The 14,516-nt window shown below is 69.5% G+C and carries 18 protein-coding genes; 13 read left to right on the top strand and 5 right to left on the bottom strand.

The window, feature by feature from the left end; all coding sequences use genetic code 11:
• Positions 1 to 137: 137 nt before the first annotated feature.
• Positions 138 to 590 carry a GNAT family N-acetyltransferase gene (locus tag ACZ45O_RS06305; protein ID WP_464856634.1) on the bottom strand — a complete coding sequence of 151 codons (453 nt, stop codon included), beginning with the start codon at positions 588 to 590 and terminating at the stop codon, positions 138 to 140.
• Between the two features lie 290 nt (positions 591 to 880).
• On the opposite strand from ACZ45O_RS06305, the gene ACZ45O_RS06300 reads away from it, so the two are divergent.
• The 3 genes from ACZ45O_RS06300 to sigK all read left to right on the top strand — a co-directional run bounded on the left by ACZ45O_RS06300 (position 881) and on the right by sigK (position 3,471).
• Positions 881 to 1,798: an ABC transporter ATP-binding protein gene (locus ACZ45O_RS06300; protein WP_464856632.1), complete on the top strand. Its 918-nt coding sequence runs from the start codon at positions 881 to 883 to the stop codon at positions 1,796 to 1,798.
• Positions 1,795 to 2,697 (top strand): hypothetical protein, encoded by a 903-nt coding sequence (locus tag ACZ45O_RS06295; protein ID WP_464856631.1) that lies wholly within the window; start codon positions 1,795 to 1,797, stop codon positions 2,695 to 2,697. Before ACZ45O_RS06300 ends, ACZ45O_RS06295 begins: the two co-directional genes overlap by 4 nt.
• A 66-nt stretch (positions 2,698 to 2,763) precedes the next feature.
• Complete coding sequence (gene sigK, locus ACZ45O_RS06290; protein ID WP_464857682.1) at positions 2,764 to 3,471, top strand: RNA polymerase sporulation sigma factor SigK; 708 nt, start codon at positions 2,764 to 2,766, stop codon at positions 3,469 to 3,471.
• 60 nt (positions 3,472 to 3,531) lie between these two features.
• On the opposite strand, the gene ACZ45O_RS06285 is transcribed toward sigK, so the two are convergent.
• The 3 genes from ACZ45O_RS06285 to ACZ45O_RS06275 are packed head-to-tail and all read right to left on the bottom strand — an operon-like array spanning position 3,532 to position 5,150.
• On the bottom strand, positions 3,532 to 3,783 hold the full coding sequence (locus ACZ45O_RS06285; protein WP_464856629.1) for a hypothetical protein: 252 nt from the start codon (positions 3,781 to 3,783) through the stop codon (positions 3,532 to 3,534).
• Between the two features lie 54 nt (positions 3,784 to 3,837).
• On the bottom strand, positions 3,838 to 4,881 hold the full coding sequence (locus tag ACZ45O_RS06280; protein WP_464856627.1) for a choice-of-anchor Q domain-containing protein: 1,044 nt from the start codon (positions 4,879 to 4,881) through the stop codon (positions 3,838 to 3,840).
• Positions 4,815 to 5,150, bottom strand: a complete 336-nt coding sequence (locus ACZ45O_RS06275; RefSeq protein ID WP_464856625.1) for a hypothetical protein — start codon at positions 5,148 to 5,150, stop codon at positions 4,815 to 4,817. Before ACZ45O_RS06275 ends, ACZ45O_RS06280 begins: the two co-directional genes overlap by 67 nt.
• Before the next feature lie 120 nt (positions 5,151 to 5,270).
• Between ACZ45O_RS06275 and ACZ45O_RS06270 the strand changes: the two genes are divergently transcribed.
• The 10 genes from ACZ45O_RS06270 to ACZ45O_RS06225 all read left to right on the top strand — a co-directional run bounded on the left by ACZ45O_RS06270 (position 5,271) and on the right by ACZ45O_RS06225 (position 13,812).
• Positions 5,271 to 5,780: a YqeG family HAD IIIA-type phosphatase gene (locus ACZ45O_RS06270; protein ID WP_464856624.1), complete on the top strand. Its 510-nt coding sequence runs from the start codon at positions 5,271 to 5,273 to the stop codon at positions 5,778 to 5,780.
• 117 nt (positions 5,781 to 5,897) lie between these two features.
• Positions 5,898 to 6,782 (top strand): shikimate dehydrogenase, encoded by an 885-nt coding sequence (locus ACZ45O_RS06265; protein ID WP_464856623.1) that lies wholly within the window; start codon positions 5,898 to 5,900, stop codon positions 6,780 to 6,782.
• Complete coding sequence (locus ACZ45O_RS06260) at positions 6,779 to 7,423, top strand: prepilin peptidase (protein WP_464856621.1); 645 nt, start codon at positions 6,779 to 6,781, stop codon at positions 7,421 to 7,423. The genes ACZ45O_RS06265 and ACZ45O_RS06260 overlap by 4 nt, the downstream gene beginning before the upstream one ends.
• A gap of 26 nt (positions 7,424 to 7,449) precedes the next feature.
• Positions 7,450 to 8,628 (top strand): chorismate synthase, encoded by a 1,179-nt coding sequence (gene aroC, locus ACZ45O_RS06255; protein WP_464856619.1) that lies wholly within the window; start codon positions 7,450 to 7,452, stop codon positions 8,626 to 8,628.
• A gap of 27 nt (positions 8,629 to 8,655) precedes the next feature.
• Positions 8,656 to 9,177 (top strand): shikimate kinase, encoded by a 522-nt coding sequence (locus tag ACZ45O_RS06250; protein WP_464856617.1) that lies wholly within the window; start codon positions 8,656 to 8,658, stop codon positions 9,175 to 9,177.
• On the top strand, positions 9,177 to 10,268 hold the full coding sequence (aroB, locus tag ACZ45O_RS06245; RefSeq protein ID WP_464856615.1) for a 3-dehydroquinate synthase: 1,092 nt from the start codon (positions 9,177 to 9,179) through the stop codon (positions 10,266 to 10,268). Before ACZ45O_RS06250 ends, aroB begins: the two co-directional genes overlap by 1 nt.
• 7 nt (positions 10,269 to 10,275) lie before the next feature.
• Positions 10,276 to 11,196, top strand: coding sequence for a pseudouridine-5'-phosphate glycosidase (locus ACZ45O_RS06240; RefSeq protein ID WP_464856613.1), 921 nt, complete (start codon positions 10,276 to 10,278; stop codon positions 11,194 to 11,196).
• A 174-nt stretch (positions 11,197 to 11,370) separates the two neighbouring features.
• Entirely contained in the window at positions 11,371 to 12,444 is a 1,074-nt protein-coding gene (locus tag ACZ45O_RS06235) for an isocitrate/isopropylmalate family dehydrogenase (RefSeq protein ID WP_464856612.1), read from the top strand.
• Positions 12,445 to 12,501: 57 nt separating this feature from the next.
• Positions 12,502 to 12,963: a hypothetical protein gene (locus ACZ45O_RS06230; protein ID WP_464856610.1), complete on the top strand. Its 462-nt coding sequence runs from the start codon at positions 12,502 to 12,504 to the stop codon at positions 12,961 to 12,963.
• Between the two features lie 81 nt (positions 12,964 to 13,044).
• Positions 13,045 to 13,812 carry a stalk domain-containing protein gene (locus ACZ45O_RS06225; protein WP_464856608.1) on the top strand — a complete coding sequence of 256 codons (768 nt, stop codon included), beginning with the start codon at positions 13,045 to 13,047 and terminating at the stop codon, positions 13,810 to 13,812.
• Positions 13,813 to 13,856: 44 nt separating this feature from the next.
• Here the strand turns inward: ACZ45O_RS06225 and ACZ45O_RS06220 are convergent, their stop codons facing one another.
• On the bottom strand, positions 13,857 to 14,453 hold the full coding sequence (locus tag ACZ45O_RS06220; protein ID WP_464856606.1) for a DUF3794 domain-containing protein: 597 nt from the start codon (positions 14,451 to 14,453) through the stop codon (positions 13,857 to 13,859).
• Positions 14,454 to 14,516 lie beyond the last annotated feature (63 nt).

Below are 14,516 nucleotides of genomic sequence, written 5' to 3'. Positions count from 1 at the left end.
GGGATGCCCGACCAGGACCGGGCTGAGTGCTTTGACACGGCCGAGGCCATCGCGGGCATCCGCGGGACCGGGGCCCATAGTCCCGGTGGCGGCAGGTGGATGGGCGCTGGGTGCTCATCCGGGAGGCGGTCGAGCGCCTATAGCTCCTTGCGGAAGAACACCTCGCCGATCCCGCCTTCATTGATTCCGGCGATGATGCCGCACTCGCGGAAGCCGACGGCCCGGTGCCACGCCTGCGGCTCGGCCTCGTTCACCTGCGAGGAGGAGAGGAGGAAGGTGTGTCCCCGCTCCCGCAGGTGCGCCTCCGCGAACTTCAGAGTTGCTGTGCCGATGCCCAGCCCCCGGTACTCCGGCACCAGCCAGATGAGCCCGATGTACGGGACCTTCCCCCAGATGTACTCCAGCCGCAGGTAACCGATCGCCTGCCCGGCAGCCTCCACCAGGAGCAGCTCCCCGAGCGCGATCTTATGGGCGAACATGGCGGCCGGGAGGTACGGGTCCATCCGCCTGCAGGTCTCTTCATCCTCCGGAGTGGCAAACCGAATGTTTACCTGATCCAAACCGATCACCAACCCTCTGTTCAGAACCATCTCGAAATTATTATGCGACGAAACTATATACAAACCCTTCAACTTACGATCAAGGGCCGGTTTGACATCCTCATCCCGACGGCCACCCCGCCCCGTGCACGGCGGGGCCGGCCTGAATGCGATCAGGGACCGTCTCCCGGAGCTGGCGGTGGCCTGTTTGGTGTATAGTCTGGCACTCGGATTGACGACGGCCGCTGCCGACCTGGTGGCACTGTCGCTTCCCCGCGGGGTGGAGGGGCAGGGACCCGGGGCTCCGATCACACCAGTGGCACGGGAGGGCGCTGACCGAAATGAGCATGCCCGACCTGGTTACCCGGGAACTGTTTAAGCGGTTCGGCGACCGGTGGGCCCTGAAGGGTCTCAGCTTCGTGGCGAGGCCGGGCGTCGTCACCCTGCTGGCGGGCCGAAACGGCGCCGGCAAGACCACCTGGATGCGCGTGGCCACCGGCCTCGCGCGCCCGTCCTCCGGCGCGGTCCTGTTCGGCGGGCAGCCGGCGGCCAAGTTCCGGCGGCGGCTGGCGGCGGTGTTCGACGACGCACCGGTCTACCCGTTGCTCACCGCCGGGGAGAACCTCTACCTGCTTTCGGGCGGGTGCTCCCCGCGCACTCGGGAGGCCGGGGCAATCCTGTCCGAGCTGGATCTGGACCCGCTGCTGCCCGTCCGGGCCGACGGGCTTTCCTTTGGCCAGCGGAAGCGGCTGGCCGTGGCGGCCGCCCTCCTGCGCCGCCCAGCGTGGCTCCTGCTGGACGAGCCTTCGGTCGGGCTCGACTCTGAAGCGTGGGGCCGGGTATCCCGCGCGCTGCGGCGGCTTGCGGCGGAGGGGACCGGTGTCCTCGTCACAGGGCAGGACCTGAAGAACCTGGAAGACCTCGCGGACGAGATCGTCGTCATCCGGGACGGAGCGGCGGCCTTCGCCGGCACCCTGGCCGACCTGCGCCGCCGCCACCCACCCTGCGTCCGGGTGTGCACCCCGGCCGCTGACCGGCTCCGGGCGCTCTTCCCGGAGGCCCGGCTCCTCCCGGAGAGGCCTGTGCCCTGTTTCGAGATCCCCTGTGCCAGCGAGGCGGAGGGGGAGGAGCTCCTGGCCCGGATCCGCGCCTCCGAGCTCCCCCTGCAGTCACTGGAGCTGCGGGCGGCCACCCTGGAGGAGAGCTTCCGCGGTCTCGGCCTGTACGATGATGCGATCCGGGAGGAGGTGGCGCGGTGAGGTTCTGGCAGCTCTTGCGCACAGAGGGCCATCTTGTGTGGAAAGGCCGCTGGGTCGCGATCCTGACGCTGGCGCTGGTGGCCTGGGCCGTGTGGGGAGGCCCATTCGGCACCTACCGCTACGCGCTGCGCGGGGTGGAGCGGATGGAGGAGCTGCGCGCGGCGTACGCGGCCGGCTTCGATGAGTACATCGACGAGGCGCTCACGGCCGATCTGCAGGCGACTCTGGCCCTCCTCCACCCGGCCGTGGGTTCCAACTACCTGCTGTCGATCCTCGCCGTGCTGGGCACGATGGCGCTGCCGATCTGGGGCGCGCAGCTGGTCGGCGCCGAGTTCCGGCACCGCACGGCCAAGGTGCGGGCGGCGCACGCCGGCTGGATGCCGGTGGTGGCGGCGAAGGTCTGCTGGCTGCTGCTCCTCAGCGCGGGGCTGGCCCTGCTCTTCGCCGGGATTGGCGCCGTAAGCGGGCAGCTGACCTGGCGGGCGGCGCAGGAGACGATCGGGCTGGCGGGCGACGTGGTTCCGCCGCCGCCGAAGGCGCCTTTGGCCGCGCAGCTTCTGGTGGCGGCGATGGGCCTCTTCTTCTCCGGCCTGACCGGGCTGCTGGCGGCCCTGGTCACCCGCAGCTCCCTGGCCGGCGCCCTGGCGGGACTCGCGTTGCCCTACGCGGAGGCGTTCGTCATCGGCACCCCGTCGTGGGGCTGGCTCCTGCCCCGCATCGCCTACGGCAACCTGATGGTGGACCAGTTCGTCTACCTGCCCGGCGGGATGGTGGGCGAGCCGATTGCGCTGGTGCCTGCGCCGGCGCCGTGGGCCTCGTGGGCGGTCTTCGCCGCGTGGATCCTGCTCGCGAGATGGGCGGCCCTGCGCATCAGCCTGCGGCAGCAGATCCTGAGCTGAGTAACCGGTCAAGCCGCTGCCGCATACCTTATCCCCCACAGGAGGGGAGGGGTTGCGGTGCTTGCGATGTTCGAGCCACTGGCCGCGGCCATCGTGCGCAGCTTGCTGCTCATGGCCGGGTTCGTCGCCAACTCCAGCACATTCCCACAGCCGCTCAACGAGGAGGAGGAGGCCAAGTACCTTTCCCGGCTCCAGAAGGGTGACGAGGAGGCCCGGGCCGTACTGATCGAGCGGAACCTGCGGCTGGTCGCCCATATTGTGAAGAAGTTTGATAACACCGGCGAGGACGTAGATGACCTCATCTCTATTGGCACCGTCGGCCTGATCAAGGCCATCGGGACGTTCAAGCCCGACAGGGGCACGAGACTGGCTACATATGCGGCACGCTGTATTGAAAACGAGATCCTGATGCACCTGCGCAGCCTGAAGCGGGTGCGGGGCGAGGTCTCGCTCTACGACCCCATCGGGGTGGACCGGGAGGGCAACGAGATCACCCTGATCGACGTGCTCGGCTCAGATCCGGACGTGGTGCCCGACCTGGTGGGCAAGCGGCTGGACGAGTCGAAGCTGCGCGAGAAGCTGAAGAAGCTGGGCGGAAAGGAGCGGCAGGTGCTGGAGCTGCGCTACGGCATCTCCGGCGGGCCGCGCAAGACGCAGCGGGAGATCGCCCGCATGCTCGGCATCTCCCGCAGCTACGTCAGCCGTATTGAGAAGAAGGCGGTCATGAAGCTCTGCAAGGAGCTGTTCGAGGAGGGCTACGGCCAGCAGGGGTGAGGAGGGCCCGAAGGCCCGGCATCGCCTTCGGAGCCCCTCCCCCGGTTTGATGCGCTGCGATCACACTCCCGGCTGTTCCGTGAAACGCGCCCGGAGCGCCTCCCGCAGCTTCATCTTGGCCTCGTGCAGCTCCTTGCGGGTCAGCGGGGGCGCATCGTCCGCAGCCGCTGCCTCCAGGAAGGCCATGAACTCCCGCACAGGCGCCACCAGTTCATCGTTCCCCCCGGGCAGGGTCTGCCCTGCCCCCAGATCCCGCATCGACTGCAGCAGCTTGCCCAGAAACTCCTTGGAGAGCACCTCATTGTCCAGCATGCGTGTTCTCGCCCCATTCGTACGCCCCCGGGTGGCAGGCGGCGGCCACATGCTTCACGCCTTTCGTCCCGTCGGACGCCGGTCATAGGCCCCGGCGTCGCACTGTGGGCCCTGCGGGCGCCGCACCCCCCGCTGGTCCACGCCGACCGGCTCAGAGGCCGCATCCTGGCAGTTGCGCGCGCCATCCACCGCCGCCGAGTTCCGCCCCAGGGCGTTCGTGGGCGTCCGGCCGGGCGGGTTCGGCTGCAGCGGCCCCAGCGCCAGCCGGGCCGCCGTGACCTTGGTGAAGCACGGGCACGTATCGTCGTTGGAATAGTTGCCGCCCAGGTCGAAGACCTGGCCGGCGCAGTTGCGGCGCGGGATGCCCGCCCCGTTGTGGGTGTTCGCCACGATGGAGTTGGTCACGTAGATCGAGCTGTTGCTCCCGTTTTCCACCGCCGCGCTGTTGGGTGAGAACGGCACCACGTTTTCGTTCAGGGTGACGAAACTCATCTTGACCACGCTGCCCGAGCTGGCGAGCACTGCCGCCCCCTGGCCTGCGAAGTTCTCGGAGACGGTGGCGTTGAGCAGACGGACGTCGGCGGCGACGGTCGCGCTGTTTCCTGAGATGGCCGAGCCGGTGATGCTGAGCCGCGTCCCGCCCTGCGTGCAGATGCCGCCGAGGTCGCCCGACTCGTTGGCGGACACGTCGCAGTCCGTCAGCGCCAGCGAGGTCATGGGCACCAGCCCGCCCTGCACGATGGCCAGAATCGCCCCGCCGTAACTCCCCGCCTGGTTTGCGGTCAGGGCGCAGCGGGTGAGGGTGAAGAGCCCGCTCCCGACCAGCGCCGACTGGTTCATGACGAACCGGCAGCTGCGGAGGGTGGTGACGCCCGCGGTGTGGCGGATGGCGCCGCCCTCCGTGGCGGCGCTGTTCCGGGTGAAGGTGCAGTTTTCGGCGACCAGGTTGCAGGAGAGGGCGTCGATGGCGCCACCGAACCCGATTGCCTGGTTCGCCGTAAAGACTACGTTGCGAAGGGTGACGAGGCTGTTCACAGCGAGCACGGCCCCGCCCGCGACGGACGCGCCCCCCCGCAGGGTGAGCCCCTCGATGAGCACCTCCAGGCGGAGCCGATGTTGAGGATCTGGGTGCCGTTGCCGTTGATGGTCAGGCTGCCGGCCCCGGGTCCGTCGATCGTCAGGTGGTCCTCGATGGTCGGCAGGGCGGATTTGAGCAGGATCTCTCCGGTCACCCGGAAGCGAATCAGGTCCGGGCCCGCGCTGCCGTTGGCTTCGAGGATGGCCTGCCGCAGGGAGCCGGGCCCGCTGTCTGCAAGGGTGGTGACCGTGTAGGTTGCCAGTTTATACCACTCCTCCTGGCGCGGCATGGGGCCTTCTACTACGCTATGGCGGGGATGGTGCCTGGGTGAAAGCCCGTTCCACATGAGGGCTTTCATGTATGGTCATACCTGTGGTAGAATGTTCCCCTGAGCCTGGAGGTGTGACCCGTGGGCGGCCTGCGACCTCAGGAGTACCACAACTCCATCTTTGAGATCGACCTGGAGAAGCTCCGGCGGATGGGCAAACGGGCGATCATCCTTGACCTGGACAACACCCTGGTGCGGTGGAACGACCCGGCCCCGACGCCGGCGCTGCTCGAGTGGCTGGCGGCCGTCCGGGGGCACGGGCTGAAGCCGTGCATCGTGTCCAACAACAGCGGCCCGCGGGTGAGCGAGTTCGCCTCCAGGGCCGGTGTGCCGTTCGTGTGCAACGCCGCCAAGCCCCGGCGGAAGGGGTTTGCGCGGGCCATGCAGCAGCTCGGGGTGGAGCCCCACGAAACGGTGGTGGTGGGCGATCAGCTCTTCACCGACATCCTCGGCGGGAACCGGGCAGGCGCCTACACCATTCTGGTGGTGCCGATCGACCGGCGGGAGTTCATCGGCACCCGCCTGGTGCGCATGATCGAACGGCGGGTGCTGAACCACCTTCGCCGCCGGGGTCTTCTGAGCCCGAAATAGATGCGGCTGGCCCGAGGCCAGCCGATCTGCCTATAGATGGCAGGTTTCGCCAGGAGGCCCGCCGAATGGAGTAAGACGAAGTGAGACCCGCCTGCGCGCGTGGAGGGGGGGATTGCGATGACGCAGCGTCGGAGCACATCGCTGGGGCCGGGAAGGATGTTGGGCATTCTCGGGCACCCGGTGGCGCACTCTGCCTCGCCCGCCATGCACAATGCGGCCTTTGCCGCGCAGGGGATGCACGCCCTGTACGGGGCGTTTGACGTGCCGCCGCCGCAGCTGGAGAAGGCGATTGCGGGCATCCGCACGCTGGGGCTCCTGGGCGTGAACGTCACCATTCCCCACAAGGAGGCGGTCATGGCCTACCTGGACGAGGTCGCCCCCACCGCCCGGCAGGTGGGCGCGGTGAACACCATCGTCAACCGGGGCGGGCGGCTGATCGGGTACAATACCGACGGGTGGGGCTTCCTGCTCAGCCTGGAAGAGCGCGGGGTGCGCGTGGCGGGCAGGAGCGCCGTGGTGCTCGGGGCCGGCGGGGCCGCCCGCGCGGTGGCGCTGCACCTGGGCATGGCCGGCGCTGGCCGGCTCACCATCATCAACCGGTCACGCTCCCGGGCCGAGTTCCTGGCCGCCGACCTCGCGCGGGCCAAGAACCCGGTGCGCGCCGAGGTGGCCGACCCGGGGTCCGAGGAGGCGCGCGCGGCGCTCTCCGAGGCGGGGCTTGTGGTCAACTGCACACCCCTGGGCATGGATCCGGACACCGAGAGCACCCCGCTGGAGGACGTGGGGCTGCTCCCTGCGGACGCCGTGGTCTACGACACGATCTACCGCCCGCTGGAGACGCGCCTGCTGCGGGAGGCGCGCCGGCGGGGCCTCATCACCATCAACGGCGTGGCCATGCTGGTGCACCAGGGGGCCTGCGCCTGGGAGTACTGGTTCGGCCGGCGGGGCCCGGTGGACGTGATGCGGGCGGCCGCCCTGGCAGCGCTGGAGGAGCGGCCATGAGCGGGAAGGCGTTGCTCGGGCTCTTGCTGGGCGCGGCCCTGGGCGCGGCACTCGGCTACCTGGGCGCCCGGCTTTCCGCCCGCTGGCTCACCCGTCCCGTGCCGGCGTGGCTCACCTGGTCCCTGGCGGCGGCCACCGGAACGGCGGCGGGGCTGCTGGGGCTGCTCCACCCGCTCACGCCCTACTTCTGGCACCAGCTGCTCCTGCTCGCGATCCTGCTGCTCGCAGCCTTCGTCGACGTGCAGGAGCGCATCATCCCCAATGAACTGGTGCTCTTCGGCCTGGCCGCGTGGCTGCCGGCGATGCTGCTCTTCCCCTACGACGGGAAGTCGTGGCTCTCTGCGCTGGGCGGCGGGGCGGCGGCCTTTGCGTTTTTCTACCTCCTGGCCGTGCTGGTTCCCGGCGGCATGGGCATGGGCGACGTGAAGCTGGTCCTGGTGATGGGGCTCTTCCTGGGCGCAGGGTGGGTGGCCATGGCGCTCATGCTCTCCTTCATCCTGGGCGGGCTGGTCTCGGGCGTCCTGCTGGCCACGCGCAGGATCGGGCGCCGGGGCCATATTCCCTTCGGCCCGTTCCTCGCTCTGGGCGGGCTGATCACCGTACTGTGGGGAAGTCAGATCTGGAACTGGTACGCGGGATAACGACGAACGAGGAGGGCAGGCGGCCCATGCTGCGGTACATGACAGCCGGCGAGTCGCACGGGCGGGCACTGGTGACCATCGTTGAGGGGCTGCCCGCGGGCGTGCCGGTGGACCTGGCGGCCATCGACCGCGACCTGGCCCGGCGCCAGACCGGCCATGGGCGCGGCGGCCGCATGAAGATCGAGCGGGACCGGGTGGAGGCGCTCTCGGGCATCCGCCACGGCAAGACCCTGGGCAGCCCGGTGGCCTTGCTGGTGGAGAACAGGGACTGGCTGAACTGGACCGAGGTGATGTCGCCTCTGCCGGTGGAGGCCTACACCGACCCGCGGGCGGCCCAGAAGGTGCGCACGCGCCCGCGGCCGGGCCACGCGGATCTGGTGGGGGCCCTGAAGTACGGCCACGCCGACCTGCGCAACGTGCTGGAACGGGCCTCGGCCCGGGAGACGGCCGTACGGGTGGCCGTGGGGTCGCTCGCGAAGCAGTACCTGGCCCCGTTCGGCATCCGGGTGGCCGGCTATGTGCGGTCCATCGGCCCGGTGGAGGCGCAGGTTCCGGACGGGCCGGATCTGGATGAGATCGTCGCCCGGGCGGAGGCGAGCCCGGTGCGCTGCCCCGACGCGGACGCCTCGGCCCGCATGGTCGCCGAGATCGATGCAGCGAAACGGGACGGCGACTCGCTGGGCGGCGTGGTGGAGGTGGTGGCGGCGGGCCTGCCGCCGGGCCTGGGCAGCCACGTGCACTTCGACCGCAAGCTGGACGGCGCCCTGGGCGCGGCCCTGCTCTCCATCCAGGCGGCGAAAGGGGTGGAGATCGGCGACGGCTTTGCCGCCGCGCGGCGAAGGGGCTCGCAGGTGCACGACGAGATCGGCTGGAGCCCCGACCGGGGCTACTTCCGCTACAGCAACCGGCTCGGCGGGCTCGAGGGCGGCATGACCAACGGGATGGACCTGGTGGTCCGGGTGGCGTTCAAGCCGATCGCCACGCTCTACAAGCCCCTGCGGTCGGTGGAGATCGACACGCACGCAGAGGCCGTGGCCGGCATCGAGCGGTCCGACGTGTGCGCCGTGCCCGCCGCGGCGGTGATTGCGGAGTGCGTGACCGCCTTTGAGATCGCCCGCTTCGTCGCGGAGAAGTTCGGTGGAGACTCGCTGGACGAAGCCTTGCGCAACTACCGCGGGTACATGGAGCAGATCTCCCGGCGGTAAGAGGCGCGGCGGCAGGGGGGCTGTACGGTGAACATCGTGCTGGTGGGTCTGATGGGCTCCGGTAAGACTGCGGTGGGCCGGCTGCTGGCCGAGAGGCTGGGTCGGCCCCTCGTTGATACAGACGCGCTGGTGGAGGAGGCGGCCGGCTGCACCATCGCCGAGATCTTCGCGGCGGAGGGCGAGGAGGGCTTCCGCCGGCGGGAGGCCGAGGCGGTGGCGCGGGCGGCGGCCGGCGACAACCAGGTCATCGCGACCGGGGGCGGCGCGGTGCTCAGGCCCGGGAACCGGGAGGCCCTGCGCAGCAGCGGCCTGGTTATCTGGCTGGATGCGGAGCCCGAGTCGCTCTACCAGCGGGCGCGCGCGCAGGGGCTCGCGCACCGGCCGCTGCTCAGCGGTGCCGACCCCCTGGGCCGGCTCAGGGCCCTGGCGGATGCCCGCCGCCCGGCCTACGAGGCGGCCGCACACGTGCGGATCCGGACGGATCGTCGTACGCTGCATGATGTTGTGGAGGAGATCATGGAGAAGCTAGAGGAAAGGGGATTGCCCTAGTGGCAGACGTGTGGGTGGAACTGGGAGAACAGAGTTACCCCATATATATCGGCGCCGGGCTGCTGGGCCGGCTGGGCGCCCTGGTGCGTGACCGGCTGCCCGAGACCCGGCGGGCCCTGCTGGTGACCGACTCCAACGTGGGTCCCCTGTACGGCGAGACGGCCCGCGCAGCCCTGGAGGAGGCGGGCATCGCCACCTCGCGGGTGACGGTGGCGGCCGGCGAGGCCTCCAAGTCGCTCTCGCAGGCATTCAGCCTGTATACCAGCTGCGTGCGCGCAGAGCTCGACCGCACCAGCGCCATCGTGGCCCTGGGCGGCGGTGTCGTGGGCGACCTCTCCGGATTCGTGGCGGCCACCTACATGCGGGGGATTCCCTACGTGCAGGTGCCCACCACCCTGCTCGCGCAGGTGGACTCGGCCGTGGGCGGCAAGACCGGCGTCGACCTGCCCCAGGGGAAGAACCTGGTGGGGGCTTTCTACCAGCCGTCGCTGGTGGTGGCCGACGTGGAGACGCTGAAGACCCTGCCCCGGCGCGAGCTGGCCGCCGGCATGGCCGAGGTGGTCAAGTACGGCGTGATCCGCGACGAGGAGTTCCTGAAGTACGTGGAGGTGCAGGTGGGCAACCTGCTCGCCCACGACCCGGCGGCGCTGGAGCGGGTGGTGCAGACCAGCTGCCGCATCAAGGCCGACGTGGTGGCCGCCGACCCCCGCGAGAAGGGGCTGCGGGCCATCCTCAACTTCGGCCACACGGTGGGTCACGCCCTGGAGGCCGCCTACGGGTACATGTGGCTGCACGGGGAGTGCGTCGCGGTCGGCATGGTGGCGGCGGCGATCATCGCCCGGCACAGCGGCATCGCGGAGGACGGCCGGCTGGAGGTCAGGCTGAAGCGCGTCCTGGAGCGGCTGGGGCTGCCCACCATGCTGCCCGAGGGCGTTGACCCGAAGGACCTGGGACCGTATCTGCGCATGGACAAGAAGGCAAAGGACGGAATCATCCACTGGGTGATGCCCGTGCGGGCCGGCGAGGTGATCGTCACCCCGAAAGTGGCGCCCGACGCCATCCGGTGGGGACTGGAAGCCCTGAGGAGGTAATGGCCAGATGAAGTATCTGCTTTCCTACACGGCGGAGGTTCGGGAGGCCCTGGACCAGAACCGGCCTGTGGTGGCCCTGGAGTCGACGATCATCAGCCACGGCATGCCCTATCCGGAGAATCTGCAGATGGCCCGGGAGGTGGAGGAGATCGTCCGCAGCCAGGGGGCCGTCCCGGCCACCGTGGCGATCATTGGCGGCCGGTGCAAGGTGGGGCTGACCGACGAGGAGCTGGAGCTGCTCGCGACGTCGCCGGAGGCGGTGAAGGTGTCGCTGCGGGACCTGCCGGTGGTGCTGGCGCGCAAGGCGCTGGGGGCGACCACCGTCGCGTCCACGGCGACCATCGCCGCCGCGGCCGGCATCGAGGTGTTCGTCACCGGCGGAATCGGCGGCGTGCACCGGAAGAACCCCGGCGACCCGGCCCAGATGTGGGACGTCTCCGCGGACCTGACCGTGCTGGGCCGCACCGACATCACGGTGGTCTGCGCCGGGGCCAAGGCCGTATTGGACATCGGCGCCACGCTGGAGGTGCTCGAGACCTTGGGGGTGACGGTGCTGGGCTACCGGACAGACCGCTTCCCCGGCTTCTACACCCGCGATGCGGGCTTCGGCGTGGACGCGCGGGTGGACACGCCGGCCGAGGCCGCGGCGATCATCCAGGCGCGGCAGCAGACCCGCCTTCCCGGCGGCGTGCTGGTGGTCAACCCCGTGCCCGAGGCCGATGCCATGGATCCGGACGAGGTGGAGCGGTACATCTCGGAAGCCCTGTCGGCCATGGAGGCCGAGGGGGTGGCCGGCAAGGCGGTGACCCCGTACCTGCTGGCCCACATGAAGGAGGCCACGGGGGGCCGCGCCCTGGCCACGAACATCGCCCTGGTCAAGCACAACGCCCTGGTCGGCGCGCAGATCGCCGTCGCCCTGAAGGCCTAGTGGACCGGAATGAGAGCAGCAGCCCCCGTTCAGTCACGCGAGCGGGGGTTTTCTCTTGCATCCATTCCCGACGAGAATGGAAGAAATAGAACATCGTTCTGCACGGTGGAACGATTGGGGCTTAACAGGGACCGCCCGGGCGGTTAGGATGGTAACGGAAGGGGGCTGAAACCGATGGCATACGAGCCGACCATCGTGGTAATGGAGGGTGACCAGACCGGACAGGAGCTGCTGGAGGAGGCCGTTCGGCTGCTCAGCCCTGATGTGATCGGTCTGCCTTTGAATCTTGTGCGTTACGATCTGAGCCTGGAAAACCGCCGGGCCACGCAGAACCGGGTCGTGTACGAGGCGGCCGCGGCCATGCGTGAGGCCGGTTACGGACTGAAGGCCGCGACCATCACCCCGGAGGGCCGGGACGACGTGGGGTCGCCCAACGCCATCCTGCGCCGCGAGATCGACGGCACGGTCATCCTGCGCACGGGCAGGGCGCTGCCCGGGGTGGAGACCATCGGCCAGATCACCGCGCCCATCGCGGTGGTGCGCATGGCGACGGAGGACGCGTACGAGGCGAAGGAGTGGCGTGAGGGCGAGGGCGACGAGGCCAGGGCGTACCGCACCACCTACATCTCGGCCCGGAATTGCCGCGCCACGGCCGAGTTCGCGTTCCGGCTGGCCCGCCAGATGGGGGCGGTGGTGTTCGGCGGCCCGAAGTGGACGGTCTCGCCCACGTACGAGGGGCTCCTGAAGGAGGCCATGGACGAGGCGGCCAGGCGCCACCCGGACGTGCCCTACGACCCGCAGCTCATCGACGCGGCCTACGCCCTGCTCATCGGCCGGGCCACCCGGCCGCTGGTGGTTCCGTGCCTCAACCGGGACGGCGACATCCTCTCCGACCTGGTGCTGGCGCTCTACGGCTCCATCGCGGGGTCTGAGTCGCTGCTCATCTCCTTCGACGAGGACTTCCGCCCGCGGGTGGTCATGGCCGAGGCCCCGCACGGCACGGCCCCCAGCCTGCAGGGCAAGAACGTGGCCAACCCGCTGGCGATGCAGCTGGCGGCCGGCGCGCTCCTGAAGCAGATGCCCGATCAGGAATACCAGCGGGCCGGAACAGCCATCCAGGACGCCTGTCTGGAGGCCGTGGCCGCGGGCGTCCGCACAGGCGACCTGGGGGGTACCGCCAGGACCACCGAGTTCACCGAAGAGGTCATGCGCCGGGTGAAGGAGAAGCTGGCCGTCTCCGCCCACTGAGGCCGCACCCCGCCGCAGCCCCCGGAATAGGCTGGTGAGCGCGAGGGGGGTGCGGCCATGTACATCACCCACGGCGACACGATCGTGTTCCGTTCAGACCGGCAGGAGCGTTACGGCACCACCTCGCGGCTGCCGGAGCGCCGTGCGGCGTGGGAGTCCGCAAAGGATGACCGCCGGCTCGAATCCCTGCGGGAGCGCATCGAGGTGCTCGAGGACCGGATGAGCCGGCTGGAGGCGCGCCTCTCCCGGGCCCTCGATGCGGCGGCGGGCTTCGCACGGGCCGAGGGGCACCGGATCGAGGGGCACCGCATCGAGGGGCACCGCACCGAGGGGTACCGCGCCGAGAGGCACCGGACCGACGAGTACCGCGCCGACGGGAGCCGCCGCGCGGGCCGGGATCGGTCCGGCGGCTACGGCGCTCCCGGCGACGGAGAGGCGCGGCCGGTGCGGGTCTCGCTCCAGGCCGGGGGCGGCGCCCAGGTGAGCCTGGGAGAAGTGCGGCTGATCCAGCGTGCCTGACGACCGGTCGACCGACAGGAAACGCCCTCCTCCGGACGAATCTCTGTATGAGAGTTTCGGTTCCGTGAGGAGGGCGTTGCTGTGCGGAAAAGGGGTTTGACAGGCTTTGTCGCCGGCTTTGTGACCGCCGCCGTGCTCTTCGGCGGTCTGGCGGCAGGGGCGGCCACCTATGAGCGGCAGATCACCGCTCACTTTGTTCCCCTGCGGTACGTCTTCGACGGCATCGAGCGCACGCCGCCGGCCGGCGAGGCGGGCTTCATTCACAACAACCGCACCTACGTGCCGCTGCGTTTCATGGCCGAGTCGCTGGGCCGCCCGGTGGAGTATGACAACGGCACGATCTACATCGGGGCCATACCCGGCCAGGTGCCCGAGGTCTGGAGCAACCTGACCCCGCAGGGTGAAGGCAGCTTCAGCATCCAGTACTTCGAGGAGCGCGCCCTGAGCCTGCAGGGCACCGAGATGCCGGCGGCCAGCGTGGTCACCGTCGTCGCGCCGGGAGGCGATGACGTGGCCGAGAAGCGCGGGACGACGGCGCAGGTGTGGGCGGACTACGACCTGCCCGAAGGGGTCACCCGCATGAGCGGAACGCTTTACGTGCCGCAACAGTACTTCGGGTTGGCCGGCGAGCGCCGGGTGGGGCGGATGGTGGTGCTCAACGAGCTGAACCGGGCGATCTACACCAGCCCGGACCTGACCACCAAGTCCGATCCGGTCCCGTTTGAGGTGTCCCTTGACGGCGTGAAGCGGGTGCGCATTGCCGTCACCCTTCACCCCTACGAGGGGGTGCCGCTGAGCGACCTGCTGATCATGGCGCAGCTGGGCATTTCTGAACTGAAGTTTGAGTAGCGCGTGAGGGGCGGGGGTATGAACCCCCGCCCTGAACTTTTTCACTACCACTCGTCGCCGGGACCGAAGGGCTGATCGTGCTTATCCTCCTCCGGGATGTCGAGCCCCGGCACGGTGACGACCTCGGAATCCTCGGGGCAGCGGAGCCGCTTGGGGGTGACGTCGCGGGCGTGGACCTTCAGCCACTTGCGGCGCACAACCTTGGCCCGCACCTTGATGACCGACTTCTCCAGCAGCTTGGAGAAGGTGCCGTCGTGGTGGCGGTCGACCAGTTTGTCAAACTCGCCGGCGACGATCGCGTCCTCGATCTCGCACTCATCGCCGTCACGGCTGCCGGGCACGTCGATGAAGAGGTGGAAGGGGATCTCGACCGTGCAGTGACGCACGTCGCCACAGACGCGGTTCAGGCCGCCCTTGCGGTCCCAGTTCTTCGCCGTTTTGTACGTGATGTTCTTGATGAGGCGGCCGTTGATGATCACCTTATCGCAGACGGCGGCGCAGTCGTCGATCTCGATCAGCTTGTGAATCTCGTCGATCTTGAAGGCCGGTGGCGTCAGCGGAATCTCGCTCACAACCAGCACCTGTGCCGTGTTGGTGTTCACCACCACGGGGGTCTGAATCACGTAGCCGTTCTCCTTCAACCCGTCGCGACCTCCTTTGGACCGTGCCGGTACACCTCATCTTATGCGGCGGCGCGGGCCCAG

The sequence above is a fragment of the Symbiobacterium turbinis genome (assembly GCF_055383075.1).
Note: the sequence above shows the minus strand (reverse complement) of the source record. Positions and strands in the feature narration are given on the sequence as shown.

Coding starts and splice junctions, on each gene's coding strand:
- ACZ45O_RS06305 (WP_464856634.1), bottom strand. CDS start 590: ATGGTTCTGAACAGAGGGTTGGTGATCGGTTTGGATCAGGTAAACATT.
- ACZ45O_RS06300 (WP_464856632.1), top strand. CDS start 881: ATGAGCATGCCCGACCTGGTTACCCGGGAACTGTTTAAGCGGTTCGGC.
- sigK (WP_464857682.1), top strand. CDS start 2,764: ATGTTCGAGCCACTGGCCGCGGCCATCGTGCGCAGCTTGCTGCTCATG.
- ACZ45O_RS06285 (WP_464856629.1), bottom strand. CDS start 3,783: ATGCTGGACAATGAGGTGCTCTCCAAGGAGTTTCTGGGCAAGCTGCTG.
- ACZ45O_RS06275 (WP_464856625.1), bottom strand. CDS start 5,150: ATGCCGCGCCAGGAGGAGTGGTATAAACTGGCAACCTACACGGTCACC.
- ACZ45O_RS06265 (WP_464856623.1), top strand. CDS start 5,898: ATGACGCAGCGTCGGAGCACATCGCTGGGGCCGGGAAGGATGTTGGGC.
- ACZ45O_RS06260 (WP_464856621.1), top strand. CDS start 6,779: ATGAGCGGGAAGGCGTTGCTCGGGCTCTTGCTGGGCGCGGCCCTGGGC.
- aroC (WP_464856619.1), top strand. CDS start 7,450: ATGCTGCGGTACATGACAGCCGGCGAGTCGCACGGGCGGGCACTGGTG.
- ACZ45O_RS06240 (WP_464856613.1), top strand. CDS start 10,276: ATGAAGTATCTGCTTTCCTACACGGCGGAGGTTCGGGAGGCCCTGGAC.
- ACZ45O_RS06235 (WP_464856612.1), top strand. CDS start 11,371: ATGGCATACGAGCCGACCATCGTGGTAATGGAGGGTGACCAGACCGGA.
- ACZ45O_RS06230 (WP_464856610.1), top strand. CDS start 12,502: ATGTACATCACCCACGGCGACACGATCGTGTTCCGTTCAGACCGGCAG.